Genomic DNA, 16,326 nt, shown 5'->3' with positions numbered 1-16,326 from the left:
GCGAATTTTTAAATATCATGCTAATATTTAGCATACTAATTAAATTAATCGCCCAATGACCCCTTACGATAAAACCCTGATGTCGTTGACACATACGCTGATACAGGTTGGTCGCGCTTATAAATCTGCCGCAGACCAAATGACGGCAGACTTTCATCTTTCACATGCAAGCGCCTGGCCTGTACTGATGATTTCCCGGTTGGGTGACGGTGTGCGCCCGGGCAAAGTCGCTCAGGCGGTTGGCATCGAACCTCCGTCGATGGTGCGATTGATCGATCAGTTAATCGACAGCGGTCTTGTTTTAAAACAGGATGACCCTACAGACCGGCGAGCCAAGGCACTCTTTCTGACCGGAGAGGGGAAACAAGTGGCAGAACGTTTAGAAGCGGCGCTTTTACCATTTCGCAGAGAACTGTTCAGCGACATTCCACAGGCTGACGTCGAAGCCTGCCTGCGCGTGCTCAACAAACTCAATGGGCAACTGACCGAGACACCTACAGAATAAGACTGCAGAAATATCGTGAAACTTCCCTCACCTTCTCACCTGCTGTTTTCTGCAAAATGCTTCGTTGCGGCCATGCTGGCTTTGTACATCGCAATGGCATCCGGTTTGCCCCGACCATTCTGGGCGATGATGACCGCGTATATTGTCGCCAATCCATTTGCCGGAGCCGTGCGTTCCAAAGCGATTTACCGCGTTTTTGGTACGATTCTGGGCTCGCTGTTCACCATTCTGATAGTGCCGCAGTTAGCGAACGCGCCTGAACTGCTATCCGCCGCAATCGCTTTGTGGGTGGGGCTATGTCTGTATATTTCCTTGCTTGACCGTACACCCCGCTCCTATGTTTTTATGCTGGCCGGTTATACCGCCGGTCTGATCGGTTTTCCCGCGGTCTCAGATCCAACCTCAATCTTCGATACTGGTCTGGCTCGCGTTGAAGAAATCTGCATTGGTATTTTGTCTGCCAGCGTCGTTCACTCCGTTGTATTTCCGCAAGGGATAGGCCCAGGCATTTTAAACAGATTGGATGCAGCGATCCGTGATGTACGGAGCTGGATGTACGACGTGCTGCAACCGACGTCCGGCAGCGTATCCGCATTGGGATCTGCCCGCCTCTCCCTCGCGGCTGAAATTACTGATCTGCGAGTAATGTCAACGCACCTGCCGTTTGACACTTCTAACTTGCGGCTGACCTCGGGGCTGGTTCACAGATTAGCCGACAACATCACCAAAATGCTTGCCCTGCTACTGGCGGTAGAAGACCGGCTGACCACGTTGCAACATCTGAGTCCGGCGAGTTTAACGCCGCGCTGGCAAAAGCTACTAAATGACGTCGCCGCCTGGCTGCAAGAGGAAAATAGCGAGGCGGCTCAACGCTTAACAGCATTCCAAAAAGAACTTGAACTACTGACGCCGAAGTTCAGCGCGGCCTCAAGCTGGAGCGATATTCTGTGTCTGAATCTGATCAGGCGCCTCAGCAAACTGATTACCATCTACGCGGAAGTGTTGAAGTTAAGGAGTCAGATTACACTCGCGATGCAAGGAGGAAGCACTTCCACTCAGGAACATGCCAATACATCCGTTTTGCACCGCGATCATGGCATGGCATTCCGTTCTGCTTTTGCTGCAGTCGTCGCCATTTCTGTCTGCAGCGCATTCTGGATACTCACCGCATGGCCTGCCGGTGCCGCCGCGCCCATGATGGCAGGCGTGTTCTGCTCATTTTTTGCAACGCAGGACGATCCGGTTCCGGCGATTAAGATGTTTATCAAATATACCTTGCTGTCGGTACCTGTTGCGATGCTTTACATCATCAGCATTATTCCGTCGATTCACAGTTTTGAAATGCTGCTGCTTTGCATGGCTCCTTTATTTATCGTCGCTGGCAGCTACATTCCCCATCCTGCAACCGGAGGCAAAGCACTCGCTTTCCTTATCGGAGTTGCCGGTGCGTTGTCACTGCAAGACACAGGCACGCTGGAAATCACCAGTTTTCTTAACGGCTTACTTGCGCAGCTTTTCGGATTTGTGACAGCCGGCGTTGTCACCAGCCTGATTCGCACGGTCAGCAACGACTGGATGATTTCCCGGATGATGCAAACCGTCCATCGTGAATTTGTAGAAATGAGCCACTTATCAGCGCCACCATTACGTGACATCGCGATCCGCACTGTCGACCGCATCGGCTTGCTGATGCCGCGACTATCCAAACGTCACCCTAACGCCGATGAACGCAATCACACCATGCATCATTTACGTGAGCTGCGTGCAGGGATTCATATTACGCAATTACGCGGGATGAATGCGGAATTGAAAATGAACGGCATTCTATTGTCGCCGCTATTCACCAGTATCGGCAATCACTTTACAAACCCGGACAGCACCACCGCCAACGCACTGAATTATCAGATCGATCAAACGCTGCGCGAGATCTGCGCCAGCGATAGCAAACCTATCCATCTGGCAGCGATTTCAGCGTTAACCAGTATGCGTCGTGATCTGTTTCCCGATGCCCGTACATACAACCCATTTCTAAAGGAAAAAATAGCGTGACAGCAGAAATCAGTATTTTCGGGCTGTACGTTCCCGTCCTTTTACTACTCGCCATCGTCGCTTTTCTTTGCACGATGCTGACCGGACGTTTCCTGATGCGCACCGGCTTTTACCGCTTCCTATGGCATCCGGCTCTTTTTGAACTGGCCTTGTTTTTCATTTTTTTAGGCAGTTTTTCACTTGTTCTGACAAACTCAGGTTATTGATTTATGCAACTTAATAATTTAAAAAAAACTCTCGCAATTTACTCTCGCGTCGCATTGACCTGCATTTTTGTCGTGATCGCCAGCTTTCTGGCCTGGCGCCTTTGGTGGCACTATGAAATGGACCCGTGGACACGGGACGGTCGCATCAAGGCAAACGTGATTCAGGTTGCACCAGATGTTTCTGGTCAAGTCACCAAAGTCCTGGTTCATGACAACCAGCAAGTCAACATCGGCGATGTGCTGTTCGATGTTGACACTGCACGCTTTGAGCTGGCTTTACGGCAGGCCGAAGCAGCAGAATTATCTCAGCGGATCGCACTTGAGCAGGCGATTAAAGAAGCACGCCGCAACAACGCGTTACGCGAACTGGTTTCCGACGAAAGTAAGGAACAAGGCAGCGCCCATGTCGAACAACTGCGCGCAGCACTGACTCAGGCGACGATCAACCGGGATCTGGCAAAACTGAATCTGAAACGGACTCATGTACTGTCGCCCGTTAATGGCCGCGTTGCCAATCTTGATTTACGAACTGGCTCCTACGTCAGCGCCAGTCACGCCGTTCTGGCACTGATCGACACCGATTCTTACTATGTCGAAGGCTATTTCGAGGAAACGAAACTGCCCCGCATTGCTGCCGGTGATGCCGTCACGATTATTCCTATGGGCGGCACGACCAAGCTGCCCGGGCACGTCGATAGTATTGCCAGCGGGATTGCCGAACGTGATCGTCTTACCTCACCCAATTTATTAACCAGCATCAATCCGACATTTAACTGGGTCCGGCTCGCACAACGCATTCCAGTCCGCATTACATTCGATAAGCTGCCGCAGGGAACCACACTGGTCGCGGGGCAGACAGTGACCGTCGATGTCCGCAACAGCCGTACCTGAGCAGATTTTTAAAATGAAATCCATCCTTGCTTACACACAGGGCACCTGCTACGCCGCCATTCTGCTGATGTCCGGCTGCACTGCCTCCGGACCACAGTATTCACTACCATTGCAGTCCGTGGCACAGCGGCCTGCTGCTGCCGCACCTTTTCTGGCGGCCGGTGAAACGGTCTATCGTTCCGCACCATTACCAGACAACTGGTGGCAACTTTATGATGAACCGGTGATGAACGCGTTAATCCAAGAGGCGCTGAACGCAAATGCAGATCTGAAAGTTGCTGCCGCAAACCTTGCACGAACCCGCGCTGTAGAAAAAGAAACTGCGGATGCGACAACACCCACTATCGGTCTCAGCGCTGCACCATCTGCCGGGCGAGCTTCTGCAGCGGCAAGAGGTTTACCAAATGCCCTGCCGGATAGCTGGAGTTACGATAGCACTGCCAGCGTTTCTTACCAGGCCGATTTGTTCGGCAAAATTGCCCGCGCGACTGAAGCTGCCAATGCGGATACTCAGGCGGCGCAGGCTGGATACGATCTGGTCAGAATCAGCGTTGTCGCCGATACAGCCCGTGCCTATACCGAAGCCTGCTCAGCAATGCGGCAAATTACCGTCGGCCAGCAGTCGATCGATTTACAGAAAAAAACCACCGACCTCATCGCAAAACGCATTCAACTCGGACGGGGAACCGAGACCGACCATACGCGTTCACTTGCGCAACTTGCCCTGTTGCAATCGGCACTGCCGCAATATCAATCACAACAACGTGTGGCTTATTACAAGCTGGCAGTATTGACCGGAAAAACCCCGCAGGAAATGAATCTGAACCAGCCTCAGTGTCACGATGTTCCCAGATTAACGTCTCCGTTACCCGTAGGTGACGGTGCAGCCCTTCTGCGCCGCCGGCCAGATATCCGCCAGGCGGAACGTAATCTGGCTGCAGCCACCGCCCGCATCGGCGTCTCAATCGCAGATCTTTATCCTCACGTTTCCTTTGGTATATCTGCCGGAAGCAGCGGATTGTTAGATCACTTTGGCGCAGGAAATGCCTTTCACTGGAATCTCGGCCCACTGATCTCATGGAGTTTCCCGTCTGCAGGCGCCCGTAGTCGCGTCTCAGCAGCTGAGGCTAGTGCTGAAGGCGCACTGGCTCACTTTGACGCAGTCGTTCTGAATGCACTGAAAGAAGCGGAGAGCGCGCTGATTATCTACGCCAGAGAAAAAGACAGAAATGCCGCACTGCAGACCGCCCGCGACGAAAGTGTCAGGGCGGCACAGCAGATACGCCATTTGTTTGAAAGTGGCCGGACAGATTTTCTGTCTGTACTGGATGCAGATCGCAGCGCCACCTCATCAGAAGCGGCATTAGCGGCATCCAATGCGCAACTGACAAACGACCAGATCAGCTTATTCCTGGCACTTGGCGGTGGCAACGCTCAGCCAGGCATCACGGATCAGTAAATGCAACGTCGGCACAACTGTGACGACCTTACAGCAATCAGGTTTTCTTTAAATTCCACAGTAAGGACTGACGTGCATGCGCTACCCTCGGCTGCCTTAACGCTGACGGCGTCCACACCAGATAGTAATCAAGAAAGGTGGAACCGACAGGGGCCGGAATTTCCATCAGTTGACCATTATCCAGATACGGCGCGCACAAATATTCGGGCAGCGCAGTCCAACCGAAATGCTTGCATAAGAGGTTACGAAGCGACCGTAAATCCTGACCTGTCATCGCCGGATTGATCTGTCCATGATCAATTTTATTTTTCCCCAGCCAACGATCTATCATCGACAGCTCTAGGTTATACGCCAGTAAAGGCTCAGCAAGCAATGCCTGCCGGAAATCCGGTGCACTGACAATCCTATCGGCAACCTGAGGCGAAGCGACCGCAAGTACCCGCTCGTTCCGGATCAACTCACAATGCAGACGCTTATCATTTGCAGGGTAAGCGGAAATCCCCAGATCACAATGCCCCTCCGTCAGCATATGAGTAATCAGATCGCTGTCTCCCGTATGCAACCGGACTTTCATGCCCGCTTCAAGCAAGGGTTGCAAATGTATTGTCACCACTTCGGCCAGAAAGTCGCCGTGCCCGATAATACGCAGCGCACCGGTAAGTTCAATCGACCTGGCTCTGGCGGAGGATAAGGCTGCTTCTGCATCATCGAGTTTATTGCCCAGATCAGCGGCCAGCTCATCCGCAGCTGCCGTCGGCACGACACCACGCACCTCCCGCTCAAACAATTTACGACCTATCGCCACTTCCAGCCCGGCGATGTGCTGAGACACCGCTGGCTGGGTCAGATTCAGACTGCGCGCCGCATTCGTGACGGAACGCTGCCTGTACACTTCAATAAAAGTCCGGAGACGCTGTAGAGACATGAATAAGGTATAAATTAATTTATGGCACCACTAAGATAGTCTAATTAGCCAGCACTGTCACCACCCAGTAAGATGTTTCCCATGCCGACGAGGTCGTGCGTAGCACGAATGACGCTCACCTTCATGAGACAAATGCAGCATCCCTGACATCATTTTTTAAAAAGAATATCTGACATCATGCTTAATCCTCAGACTCACCAAGACTTAATGACGATACTCGGCGCGATGAAAAAAGCACATCTCGCGCACGGGCATGTGAACGCAGCGACCCGCAAAGACCGTCTGCAGCGTGCCGCAAAATTAATCACTGACAATCACGATCAGTTAGTTAAGGCCATGAGCGCCGATTTTGGTAACCGCAGCCATTATCAGTCTTTAGCCGCTGACATACTGACGACAACAAATATGCTGCGCCACTCCGCAGAACAACTGGAAGGCTGGATGCAAGCAGAACCGGTCGCGTCCCCTTATCCTGGAATGCAAAGCTGGATCCAATATCAGGCACTGGGAGTGGTTGGCATCATCAGTCCATGGAACTTCCCGGTAAATCTGGCGTTTGGCCCACTTGCCGGCGTATTCGCCGCAGGCAACAGCGCACTGATTAAACCTTCCGAACTGACACCGAGAACATCAGAAGTCCTGGCGGAGCTCATTGCCCGATATTTCGACCCGATGGAGCTTGGCGTTGTATTAGGAGACGCCTCGGTCGGCGCTGCATTCAGTGCACTGCCATTTGATCATCTGGTCTTCACCGGCAGCACCACCGTCGGGCGTCATGTGATGAAAGCTGCCGCAGAAAATCTGGTGCCTGTCACGCTGGAGTTAGGTGGTAAATCCCCCGTGGTTATCGAGGAAAATGCCGATATCAGCTTAGCTGCCGAACGGGTGATGACAGTGAAAACCTTCAATGCCGGTCAGATTTGCCTTGCACCTGACTATGTACTGATCAGAGATGATAAAGCCGATGCATTTGTTGCTGCGGCCAAGTCCCTGATTGCAAACAGCTACCCGGAGATACAGACGAATAAAGACTATACATCCATCGTTAACGAGCAACATTTTCAGCGGCTTATCGGTCTGATACAAGACGCCAAAGATAAAGGCGCCCGCATTGTGAGTCTGGCGCCAGAAGGCGAACCAGATTACGACATTATCACTGGGAAAATTGCGCCTCATCTGATTCTGAACGCGAATGACAGCATGGCGGTCATGCAAGAAGAAATTTTCGGACCACTCCTGCCGCTGGTCGCGGCTGACTCAGTCAATGACGCCATCCGCTTTATCAATGCACGTCCGCGTCCGCTGGCCGCGTATTACTTCGGCAACGATACGGAAAAACAAAACCACTTCGCAGAGAAAACAACATCCGGCGCATTGGTGATCAATGATGTGATGTCTCACGCCTCGGTAGAGACATTACCGTTCGGCGGTGTCGGTGCATCGGGTATCGGCGCATATCATGGCATACACGGTTTCCGGCAATTCACCCATGCGAAAGCCGTGGTGCGGCAGAGTGAAGATGGCGCATCCAACCTGCGTTTAAGAGCACCTTATGAAGAAAAAATCGGCGCTGCGACATCGCTACTGAATGGCAATAAATAACACATCTCTTTTTACAGAACTGGAAAATAAAATGAAAATCTTAATGGTACTGACATCCCACGATAAACTCGGCGACACCGGCAAAAAAACTGGTTTCTGGCTGGAAGAATTTGCAGCACCTTACTATACGTTTGCCGATGCGGGCGCAGACATCGTTCTGGCATCACCTGCCGGCGGACAACCGCCATTAGATCCCAAAAGCGATCTGCCGGAATTTCAGACCGACTTAACCCACCGTTTCAAAAGCGATGCAAAGGCGCAGCTCGCTTTGGCAAATACAGTCGTGCTCTCGTCCATCAATGAAAAAGACTTTGATGCCGTATTCTATCCGGGTGGACATGGTCCATTATGGGATCTGGCCGAATCACAGACATCTATTGCATTGATCGAAGCATTTGACCGTGCAGGAAAACCGATCAGCTTTGTCTGCCACGCTCCCGGCGCATTGCGTCACGTAAAAGGCGCTGATGGACAAGCATTGATTCGTGGTCGCAGAGTCACCGGTTTTACCAACGGTGAAGAAGATGCCGTTGAACTGACAGATGTCGTTCCCTTTTTAATCGAAGATGAATTTAAAGCGCTTGGCGCCCGCTATGAAAAAGGATCCGACTGGCAAGTATTTGTGATTGCCGACGGTAACCTGATCACTGGTCAGAATCCAGCAAGCTCTGAAGAAGTGGCAAAAACGGTGCTGGCTCAGTTGCGTTAATATCTCGGCAAAATAAACGGCCCCTTATAAGCCCGTATTTATCCAGGTTCAGATAAATAAAAGCGTACCCACTCTTGCCCAGTTAAAAGGGGGAAAGTGGGTACGCTTCTGCTACTGAAGGACTACCGTTAGAAAATCACTCTGGATCACACCAAATCAAAGCGATCTGCATTCATTACCTTATTCCAGGCAGTAATGAAATCATGCACAAATTTTTCCTGCGAGTCGCTGCTGGCATACACTTCCGCCAAGGCACGTAACTGTGAATTAGAACCAAACACCAGATCGACCGTGGTGCCCGTCCACTTCAGTTCACCAGTCTGACGATCACGGCCTTCGAGTACACCCGCTGTACTGGATGGCTGCCACTTGGTGCGCATATCGAGCAAATTAACGAAGAAGTCGTTGCTCAAGGTTTCTGGGCGTTTGGTGAAAATACCATGCTGCGTTTTTCCGGTATTCGCATTCAAAGCACGTAAGCCGCCGACCAAGACCGTCATTTCTGGCGCGCTTAAATTCAGCAACTGCGCCTTATCGAGCAAGAGCTCGGCTGCGTGTTTTTCCAAACCCGCACGCACATAGTTACGGAAGCCATCTGCCGCTGGTTCTAAGACCGCGAATGATTCCACATCGGTTTGCTCTTGCGCTGCATCCATACGACCTGGTGCGAAAGGCACTTGCACCTCTTGCTCTACTTTTTTTGCAGCTGCTTCTATCGCTGCTGCGCCAGCTAACACGATCAAATCAGCCAAAGAAATTTTCTTGCCGCCAGTTTGCGCCGCATTGAATTCTTGTTGGATTGCTTCTAAAATCGCCAGCACTTTATTCAATTCGGCAGGCTGATTCGCTTCCCAATCGCGCTGTGGAGATAAACGAATCCGCGCACCATTCGCACCACCACGCTTATCACTGCCCCGGAAAGTCGATGCGGATGACCATGCCGTGTTCACCAACTGAGAAATACTTAAGCCAGAGGCCAACACTTTTGCTTTCAATGTAGCGATATCTTGCGCATCCACCAAGGCGTGATTCACAGCAGGAATCGGGTCTTGCCAGATCAGTGTTTCCGTCGGCACAAATGGTCCCAAATAGCGTGCCACCGGCCCCATATCGCGATGCGTTAATTTGAACCAGGCACGGGCAAATGCATCGGCAAATTCAGCTGGATTTTGATGAAAACGACGGGCAATTTTTTCATAAGCAGGGTCAAACCGCAGTGACAAATCCGCCGTAGTCATCATCGGCGGATGCTTCTTCGATGGATCATGTGCGTCTGGAATCAAATGCTCTGCTTTGCAATCTTTCGCCACCCATTGTTTCGCTCCTGCCGGACTCTTCGTCAATTCCCATTCGTAACCGAACAGCATGTCAAAGTAGCCGTTGTCCCAGGTCGTAGGATTAGGCTTCCATGCACCTTCAATGCCGCTCGTCGTCGTATGTACACCTTTGCCTGAGCCGAACTTGTTGATCCAGCCTAAGCCCTGCTCTTCTATGCCTGCCGCTTCTGGTTCTGGTCCTACTAAAGCAGGATCACCAGCGCCGTGCGCTTTACCGAATGTATGACCACCAGCGACCAAGGCCACCGTTTCTTCATCATTCATGGCCATCCGAGCGAAGGTTTCGCGTACATCACGACCAGATGCAACGGGATCAGGATTACCATCAGGGCCTTCTGGGTTCACATAAATCAATCCCATTTGCACGGCGGCTAAGGGATTTTCTAAGTCACGTGAGCCTGCGACTGAGCCAGCATAACGGCTATTTGCTTTATCACTGGTTGCCAGCCATTCGGTTTCTGAACCCCAGTAGATATCTTCTTCTGGTTGATAAATATCTTCACGTCCACCAGCGAAACCAAAGGTCTTAAAGCCCATGGATTCGAGCGCGACATTACCCGCTAAGATGAACAAATCTGCCCAAGAAATTTTGCGACCGTATTTTTGTTTGATCGGCCACAGCAAACGACGTGCTTTGTCGAGATTGCCGTTGTCTGGCCAGCTATTTAAAGGCGCAAAGCGTTGATTGCCAGTGCCTGCGCCGCCACGCCCATCCGATACGCGATAAGTGCCCGCCGCATGCCAGGCCATGCGTATCATCAAACCGCCGTAATGTCCCCAATCGGCAGGCCACCAATCTTGTGAATCGGTCATTAAGGCTTTTAAGTCAGCAACAACGGCATGCAAATCGAGCGACTTGAATGCTTTTGCGTAATCAAAGTCTTCTCCCATAGGATTCGACTTAGGGGAATGCTGGTGCAAAATATTCAGCTTGAGCTGATTCGGCCACCAAGTGGCATTATTCGGTGCGCCTGCGGCGACGGTGTGTTTGGCAGCGCCATAGTTGAAAGGGCATTTTGCTTCGTTTGACATAGATTTCTCCTCAAAATTCAGACTCGGATAAGGCAGGATTAGGTAAAAACTCAGCACGAATCAACTGTAAGTGCGTCAATACTGCGATCAGTTATTCAATCACCGCATCATTTGTTTAACATCTGCTACGGAACTCATTCTAGAGACCACAAATCTATTAATCAACTTAATTAAATTTATGAATTCGATTTAATTTAACTAATGAAATTGAAAGCCACATAGCGTTCGTTGTATGTCAACCTTTAAATCATTTCTCAGAAACAACGTCAGATATCAGTATTTCTGCGGACAGTGATCACTCCGTTTTAATCCAAACACAAAATCTTTTACAGCTTTCAACTTTAATTTATTACCCTGAACCGTCAAGCTATCCCAAGTCCTGAATGGGCACATCCTTAGTACGCGATGTTTACGACCAAATGCGAAATCTCTATTTCCACGCTACTATTTAGCCCCGTTACAAACCACACATCAATTGCCACGCAAACAAATCGATGAATTACGCATACAGGCTGATCTCAAGGTAAATATATAGACACCGACATAAGTGACTCGTTTTACTTAGCAAGACCAAACGAATTTTTTAATGCAGTTTATTAGGACGACTGACATGCGTATGCGAAAAAAGTCGGAGTTGCCGACCAAGCTCTGTCTTCAATGCGACAGACCATTTGCATGGCGCAAGAAATGGGAAAAAGTGTGGAACGATGTGAAATACTGTTCCGACCGATGCCGCCAGGATAGCAAGCGAAAGACTTGACGAGACCAATAATTGATGATGACGTCTATAGCGATCAGGGCAATTGGTTATTCATATACGGGCGGGTATCGATCCTCGCAACGGCAGAAGGTTCAACATACAAAAACAAGTCCATGATTACGATCGCGATGACACATATCAGCAACTCTGGAACGCTAAATAGAAATAGATGGTAAGCACACAAACCATATGAAACACACTATCGCCAGCACAGCCCTGCCTCACCGGACAATCAGACTGATTCTGGGTGACCAGCTCAACCCACAACATCGCTGGTTCAGCGAAGTCGATGATGCGACAACCTATGTCTTCATGGAAGTGCAGCAAGAAACAGAATATGTTTTGCACCACGCACAAAAAATTCTGGCGATTTTTGCGGCGATGCGCGATCTGGCCCAGCAGTTGCGCGACGCGGGACATCAAGTGCATTACATCGCGATTGACGACACGGATAATCTGCAATCCCTACCAGCCAATATTGACGCGCTGATCAGCCAATATCAGGCGACGGTATTTGAGTATCAGGCGCCGGATGAGTGGCGTTTGGATCAGCAGCTATATCAACATGGTCGCCGCGCAAATATTCCGTGGGTCATGGTTGATAGCGAACATTTCTATACAAGCCGTAACGAAGTGTCCGATATCTTTAGCGGACGTAAACAATGGTTAATGGAATTTTTTTATCGCCAGATGCGCGTGACTCATCACGTATTAATGGAAGACACGAAAAAGCCTCTTGGCGGTCAATGGAACTATGATCACGACAATCGCAAGCCGTGGCGCGGCAATCCGCCTGAGCCACAAGATACGCGGACTTTGCATGATCACTCTGATTTGTGGCAAACCATTGTCGATGCGGGTGTAAAGAGTTTCGGCAATCCTCAGGCCAGGCAATTGGCGTGGCCACTTAACCGTCAGGAAGCGCTACAACAATTGGATGCTTTCATCGATAATGCGCTGCCGCAGTTTGGTGATTTTCAAGACGCAATGAGTGTTAAATCATGGCGCTTATTCCATTCACTCCTGTCGTTCGCCTTAAATGTAAAAATGCTAAATCCTCGTGAAGTGGTTACAAAAGCAGAGGCGGCGTATCACTCCAGGCGTGCATCGCTGGCTGCAGCAGAGGGCTTCATCCGACAAATATTAGGCTGGCGCGAATACGTACGCGGCGTGTATTGGGCAAACATGCCTGAGTACGGAGAGAAAAATTTCTTCGGACACAGCCGTCAGTTACCGAGCTGGTTCTGGAATGGCAAAACTCGGATGAATTGCCTGTCCCATGCAATCACGCAATCGCTGGATCACGCACATGCACACCACATCCAGCGCTTGATGGTAATCGGTAATTTCGCGCTGCTTGCCGGCCTGGACCCGGCTGAAGTGCATCGCTGGTATTTAGGTATCTACATCGATGCATTTGAGTGGGTGGAACTGCCAAACACCATAGGCATGAGTCAATTCGCCGATGGCGGATTGTTAGCGACCAAACCCTATGTCTCGAGCGCTGCCTACATCGATCGCATGAGTGATTATTGCAAAGGCTGCTACTACGATAAAAAATTGCGCGTTGGCGAGAGCGCATGCCCGTTCAACGCCCTGTATTGGGATTTTTTTCAGCGTAACGCCAATTCTCTTGCGAAGAATCCACGTATCGGTATGGCCTACCGCCAATTGGAAAAAATGGATACTGTTACGGTTGAAGAATTCCAGAAACAGGCAAAAATTATCTTAGAGAATATCGATACCCTGTGACGAGCCGCGTTGCACCGAGTGCAGTAACGTCACCGCATTTGTCTAAAAACGGGGGCGCTTTTAAACCGATACGGAAAAGCAGCTTAACCGGTGAAAATTGACGTGGGCACTTTCGCCGGCATTAAGGCTGGCATATATCAATCCTGTTACACAACATCTCCGTCTGCCGATTAAGCATGCAACAAGGCTCAAACGTCGGTCCCCCCCCAGATCTATTCTTGCCGCCAGCGGCACATTCGCTGGCGCCTGATAGTCCCCCACCACCAGTGCGCGCTGCCCATCCTGCGCCAAGGCTGCCATCTGAGATAGTACAAACAACGCAGAACTTTTATCGAGTGCTGCCAGCGGATCATCCAGCAAAGTCAGCGCGGCGCCGCTCGCGAACGCTGCGGCAATCCACACCTTGCGCCGGGTGCCAGACGATAACATCTGTATCTGCTTAAACAAATGTGGCCCCAGCGCCAACCCGTCTATCAACTGCAATAACACAGTCTGATCAAAGCCGGCATAGCGACTTGCCTGCCAAGAAAAAAATCCTTCCACGGTGAATTCATCATACTCTGTAGCGGATGGCTCGATCCAGAAAACCTGTTGCCTGTAAGCCGAGACGTCCACATGCTGCGCCACACCCAGCAGAGTAAGGTTGCCCGCAGCGTACGGCAACTCAGCCGCCAGCAAAAGCAGAAAATCCGTCTTACACTCCCCCTCCTCATCGCACACCAGCGTCACACCAGAATAAATCTCAGTCGACCAGTCGCGCAAGACAAGGCGCAGATGCGCGATATGCAATCCGTCAATCTGTAAAACTACCGTGCTTTCTGGAGATATAGCAGACATCAATGATCCCTGTGAGTAGAGAAAAGCAAGCCCAGTGGCCGGCTCAGTCAGGCAACAATGGTATCGGACATTTGAACAGACAACAAAAAACCCGCAAACTCCAAAGAATTTGCGGGTTTTTACACTTACTAAGATGTCGATATGGTGCCGAGGCCGGAATCGAAAAGACCATCAATATATATACCCAGCAACATTTTATACACACCAAACATACAACATGGATGCAAACATGGATGCAAAAAATCTAATTACAATTTATTTGAAATCTCACTTATTTAGCTCCATTGACCTGCTCCCCCGAGATTAGTACGGAAATAATGTAGAGTCTGCCTCTTGGGAGGCTGTATGAAGAAGCGTTTCTTCTTGTGCTTTTGAGCTCTGTCGACATCCCACATATTTTGCAGTCTTGCCGAATTCTTTAATCAACCCCCAATGCCTTAAACACAGCATCCACAGGATCAGAATAAAAACTCGTTTGAAACTTTGAAAATAACTCACCGGGAACGGTTGCGATCGCTGAAACACTGCTCATTGGTATTAATATTCGCTTTGCTCCAGCGTCAAAAGCTGCTTGCATTGACTCCGCAAGATTCTGGACAGGCACAACATTACCTCCCAGACTCATGCTTCCTAACACGACCATTTGCGATTGGATCGGACGACTCATCAGTACCGAACACAAAGCAACAAAAGCTGGCAAGGTCATTTGATCTGTCGGCCCAGTATTGTTTAACTCAAGCACTGATAAATGAAAATCATGGTCATTTACCTTTGCTGACGCGCTAACACGACCAACATTCGCTTTGAAATAATCAAACGCAATTCGTACAGGCTCTTTCGTACTGGCGCTTGAGCCAAGACCAGAAAGTGATAACTTTCCGTTGCCAGGGGTAGATTGTAATTCGATACGATACGATACACACCCAGCATGCCGTTTGCACTCGGCGCTATGGTATGCAGCGTGCCTGGCTTTAATTGCCCTTCAGGGATCAGTCCACCTCCACCTTGCTCAAGAACAGAGACAAAATGTTCTTCTAATGTGTCGTTATCGATATAGCTAAAATGTACATCATAGAACTCCATGCCACCTAGTTTTTTCAACTGTTCCTTCACACGACGACGGCTCTCTAAGGCATATTCCAGGCATCGAGCGACCGCTTCTTTCGTGTAATCTCCCTGAGGATAAAGGAGTTTCAATAGACCAGAGACCGTTTTACGCACCGCAATTGTATCGCGCTGATTAAGATTACTTCCCAACTTAAAGAACTTATCGATAGCATCCGAAAATGAGACTTTACGCATTTCACGCAAGTACTCAGCCAGATAATCGACAATCATGCCGTACTGATTGGTAAAAAATTCCGGACGCATTTTAGGAATCTCCCAGCCAGGGATATAGCAATGGAATCGATCAAAAAATGCAGTATCAATCATCGCCTCAAGGAATGGCGCAAACAGATGGCTGGTTTTTACCAGCGATTCGACACTTTGACTGACATTCCCAACAAATACCATCGAAGCCGACGCACTAATCGAATCACGCCCTCGGGAGAACGATCCTGACGCCATGTAATCTTTCATGATCTGGACGCCATCATGGTCTTTAAACGTGACACCAGCCACTTCGTCAAAAGCAACCACATCCCACAGACCAACTAAGCCAACTTTGCGACTGCTCATGTTGTAAAAAAGATTAGCCACAGTCGTTTGTCCACCTGAGACCAATATAGAGTTTGGGCTAATTTCTTTGTAAATGTGGCTCTTACCGGTACCCCGTGGGCCAAGCTCGCAAACGTTGTAGTTGTTTTCAATCAGAGGAATCATTCTCGCCAATAAATGCCATTTCGCACGCTCTTTAAAGTGAGCTGGCTCCATGCCGGTTGAGCGTAAAAGAACTTCAATCCATTGGTCTTCGGTAAAATACCTGCGCCCTTCCTTCAAAGCATCCATATCCATATTCGGCATTTGGATAGGCTTTAAATCCACCATTCTGAAAGGCGATCCTTTTTGATTTTCTTCAAAAAAGTAATTCAAGGTCACAATGCACCAGATACCGCCAGCGAGAAGTTTTTCAAACTCCTTACCTTGATAGCTATCAACGGTAACATAGGCACACCTTTTTTGTGTGTGCCGCATCAGCGTTAGCTTATCAACGATGCCCTCTGTACTGCTTACTGCAAAAAATATCTGTCCTCTGCTTGCTGAGCGGCACTTTTCATCATTTTTATGCCATCACTTACTTTTGAGTAAGCAAGACGACAC

The 16,326-nt window shown here is 49.8% G+C and carries 12 protein-coding genes and 1 pseudogene; 9 read left to right on the top strand and 4 right to left on the bottom strand.

All coding sequences use genetic code 11. The features are described from left to right. Positions 1 to 79: 79 nt before the first annotated feature. From H8K29_RS15345 to H8K29_RS15325, 5 genes are read left to right on the top strand one after another with little or no spacing between them, the layout of a single operon-like run. Positions 80 to 505, top strand: a complete 426-nt coding sequence (locus tag H8K29_RS15345; protein ID WP_255423409.1) for a MarR family winged helix-turn-helix transcriptional regulator — start codon at positions 80 to 82, stop codon at positions 503 to 505. Positions 506 to 520: 15 nt separating this feature from the next. Continuing rightward, positions 521 to 2,554: an FUSC family protein gene (locus tag H8K29_RS15340; protein ID WP_186898302.1), complete on the top strand. Its 2,034-nt coding sequence runs from the start codon at positions 521 to 523 to the stop codon at positions 2,552 to 2,554. Beyond that, a complete protein-coding gene (locus H8K29_RS15335; protein ID WP_186898301.1) occupies positions 2,551 to 2,760 on the top strand; it encodes a DUF1656 domain-containing protein in 210 nt (69 codons plus the stop codon). The genes H8K29_RS15340 and H8K29_RS15335 overlap by 4 nt, the downstream gene beginning before the upstream one ends. Before the next feature lie 3 nt (positions 2,761 to 2,763). After that, positions 2,764 to 3,651 (top strand): HlyD family secretion protein, encoded by an 888-nt coding sequence (locus H8K29_RS15330; protein ID WP_186898300.1) that lies wholly within the window; start codon positions 2,764 to 2,766, stop codon positions 3,649 to 3,651. Positions 3,652 to 3,664: 13 nt separating this feature from the next. Further along, entirely contained in the window at positions 3,665 to 5,110 is a 1,446-nt protein-coding gene (locus tag H8K29_RS15325; protein ID WP_186898299.1) for an efflux transporter outer membrane subunit, read from the top strand. Between the two features lie 37 nt (positions 5,111 to 5,147). On the opposite strand, the gene H8K29_RS15320 is transcribed toward H8K29_RS15325, so the two are convergent. After that, positions 5,148 to 6,035: a LysR family transcriptional regulator gene (locus tag H8K29_RS15320; protein WP_186898298.1), complete on the bottom strand. Its 888-nt coding sequence runs from the start codon at positions 6,033 to 6,035 to the stop codon at positions 5,148 to 5,150. Between the two features lie 177 nt (positions 6,036 to 6,212). On the opposite strand from H8K29_RS15320, the gene H8K29_RS15315 reads away from it, so the two are divergent. Further along, positions 6,213 to 7,637, top strand: coding sequence for a coniferyl aldehyde dehydrogenase (locus H8K29_RS15315; protein ID WP_186898297.1), 1,425 nt, complete (start codon positions 6,213 to 6,215; stop codon positions 7,635 to 7,637). Between the two features lie 31 nt (positions 7,638 to 7,668). Next, entirely contained in the window at positions 7,669 to 8,346 is a 678-nt protein-coding gene (locus H8K29_RS15310; RefSeq protein WP_186898296.1) for a type 1 glutamine amidotransferase domain-containing protein, read from the top strand. 146 nt (positions 8,347 to 8,492) lie between these two features. Here H8K29_RS15310 and katG read toward each other — a convergent pair whose 3' ends face one another. Next, the gene (katG, locus tag H8K29_RS15305; protein ID WP_186898295.1) at positions 8,493 to 10,715 is read right to left on the bottom strand and encodes a catalase/peroxidase HPI; all 2,223 of its coding nucleotides are present in this window, start codon (positions 10,713 to 10,715) and stop codon (positions 8,493 to 8,495) included. A gap of 586 nt (positions 10,716 to 11,301) precedes the next feature. On the opposite strand from katG, the gene H8K29_RS15300 reads away from it, so the two are divergent. Together H8K29_RS15300 and H8K29_RS15295 are read left to right on the top strand one after the other, a co-directional pair. After that, positions 11,302 to 11,475: a DUF2256 domain-containing protein gene (locus H8K29_RS15300; RefSeq protein ID WP_370527206.1), complete on the top strand. Its 174-nt coding sequence runs from the start codon at positions 11,302 to 11,304 to the stop codon at positions 11,473 to 11,475. A gap of 189 nt (positions 11,476 to 11,664) precedes the next feature. After that, positions 11,665 to 13,227, top strand: coding sequence for a cryptochrome/photolyase family protein (locus H8K29_RS15295; protein WP_186898294.1), 1,563 nt, complete (start codon positions 11,665 to 11,667; stop codon positions 13,225 to 13,227). 60 nt (positions 13,228 to 13,287) lie between these two features. On the opposite strand, the gene H8K29_RS15290 is transcribed toward H8K29_RS15295, so the two are convergent. Beyond that, entirely contained in the window at positions 13,288 to 14,064 is a 777-nt protein-coding gene (locus tag H8K29_RS15290; protein ID WP_186898293.1) for an ATP-binding cassette domain-containing protein, read from the bottom strand. A 418-nt stretch (positions 14,065 to 14,482) separates the two neighbouring features. Further along, positions 14,483 to 16,221, bottom strand: a pseudogene (gene brxL, locus H8K29_RS15285) (protease Lon-related BREX system protein BrxL); the annotation flags it as partial. Positions 16,222 to 16,326 lie beyond the last annotated feature (105 nt).

It is taken from the genome of Undibacterium sp. CY21W (assembly GCF_014284265.1).
Lineage (GTDB): Bacteria > Pseudomonadota > Gammaproteobacteria > Burkholderiales > Burkholderiaceae_D > Undibacterium > Undibacterium aquatile.
Note: the sequence above shows the minus strand (reverse complement) of the source record. Positions and strands in the feature narration are given on the sequence as shown.

Excerpts from the sequence above, each read along its gene's own strand:
- katG (WP_186898295.1), bottom strand. The coding sequence starts at position 10,715 with ATGTCAAACGAAGCAAAATGCCCTTTCAACTATGGCGCTGCCAAACAC.
- H8K29_RS15330 (WP_186898300.1), top strand. The coding sequence starts at position 2,764 with ATGCAACTTAATAATTTAAAAAAAACTCTCGCAATTTACTCTCGCGTC.
- H8K29_RS15325 (WP_186898299.1), top strand. The coding sequence starts at position 3,665 with ATGAAATCCATCCTTGCTTACACACAGGGCACCTGCTACGCCGCCATT.
- H8K29_RS15310 (WP_186898296.1), top strand. The coding sequence starts at position 7,669 with ATGAAAATCTTAATGGTACTGACATCCCACGATAAACTCGGCGACACC.
- H8K29_RS15315 (WP_186898297.1), top strand. The coding sequence starts at position 6,213 with ATGCTTAATCCTCAGACTCACCAAGACTTAATGACGATACTCGGCGCG.
- H8K29_RS15290 (WP_186898293.1), bottom strand. The coding sequence starts at position 14,064 with ATGTCTGCTATATCTCCAGAAAGCACGGTAGTTTTACAGATTGACGGA.
- H8K29_RS15300 (WP_370527206.1), top strand. The coding sequence starts at position 11,302 with ATGCAGTTTATTAGGACGACTGACATGCGTATGCGAAAAAAGTCGGAG.
- H8K29_RS15295 (WP_186898294.1), top strand. The coding sequence starts at position 11,665 with ATGAAACACACTATCGCCAGCACAGCCCTGCCTCACCGGACAATCAGA.
- H8K29_RS15320 (WP_186898298.1), bottom strand. The coding sequence starts at position 6,035 with ATGTCTCTACAGCGTCTCCGGACTTTTATTGAAGTGTACAGGCAGCGT.
- H8K29_RS15345 (WP_255423409.1), top strand. The coding sequence starts at position 80 with ATGTCGTTGACACATACGCTGATACAGGTTGGTCGCGCTTATAAATCT.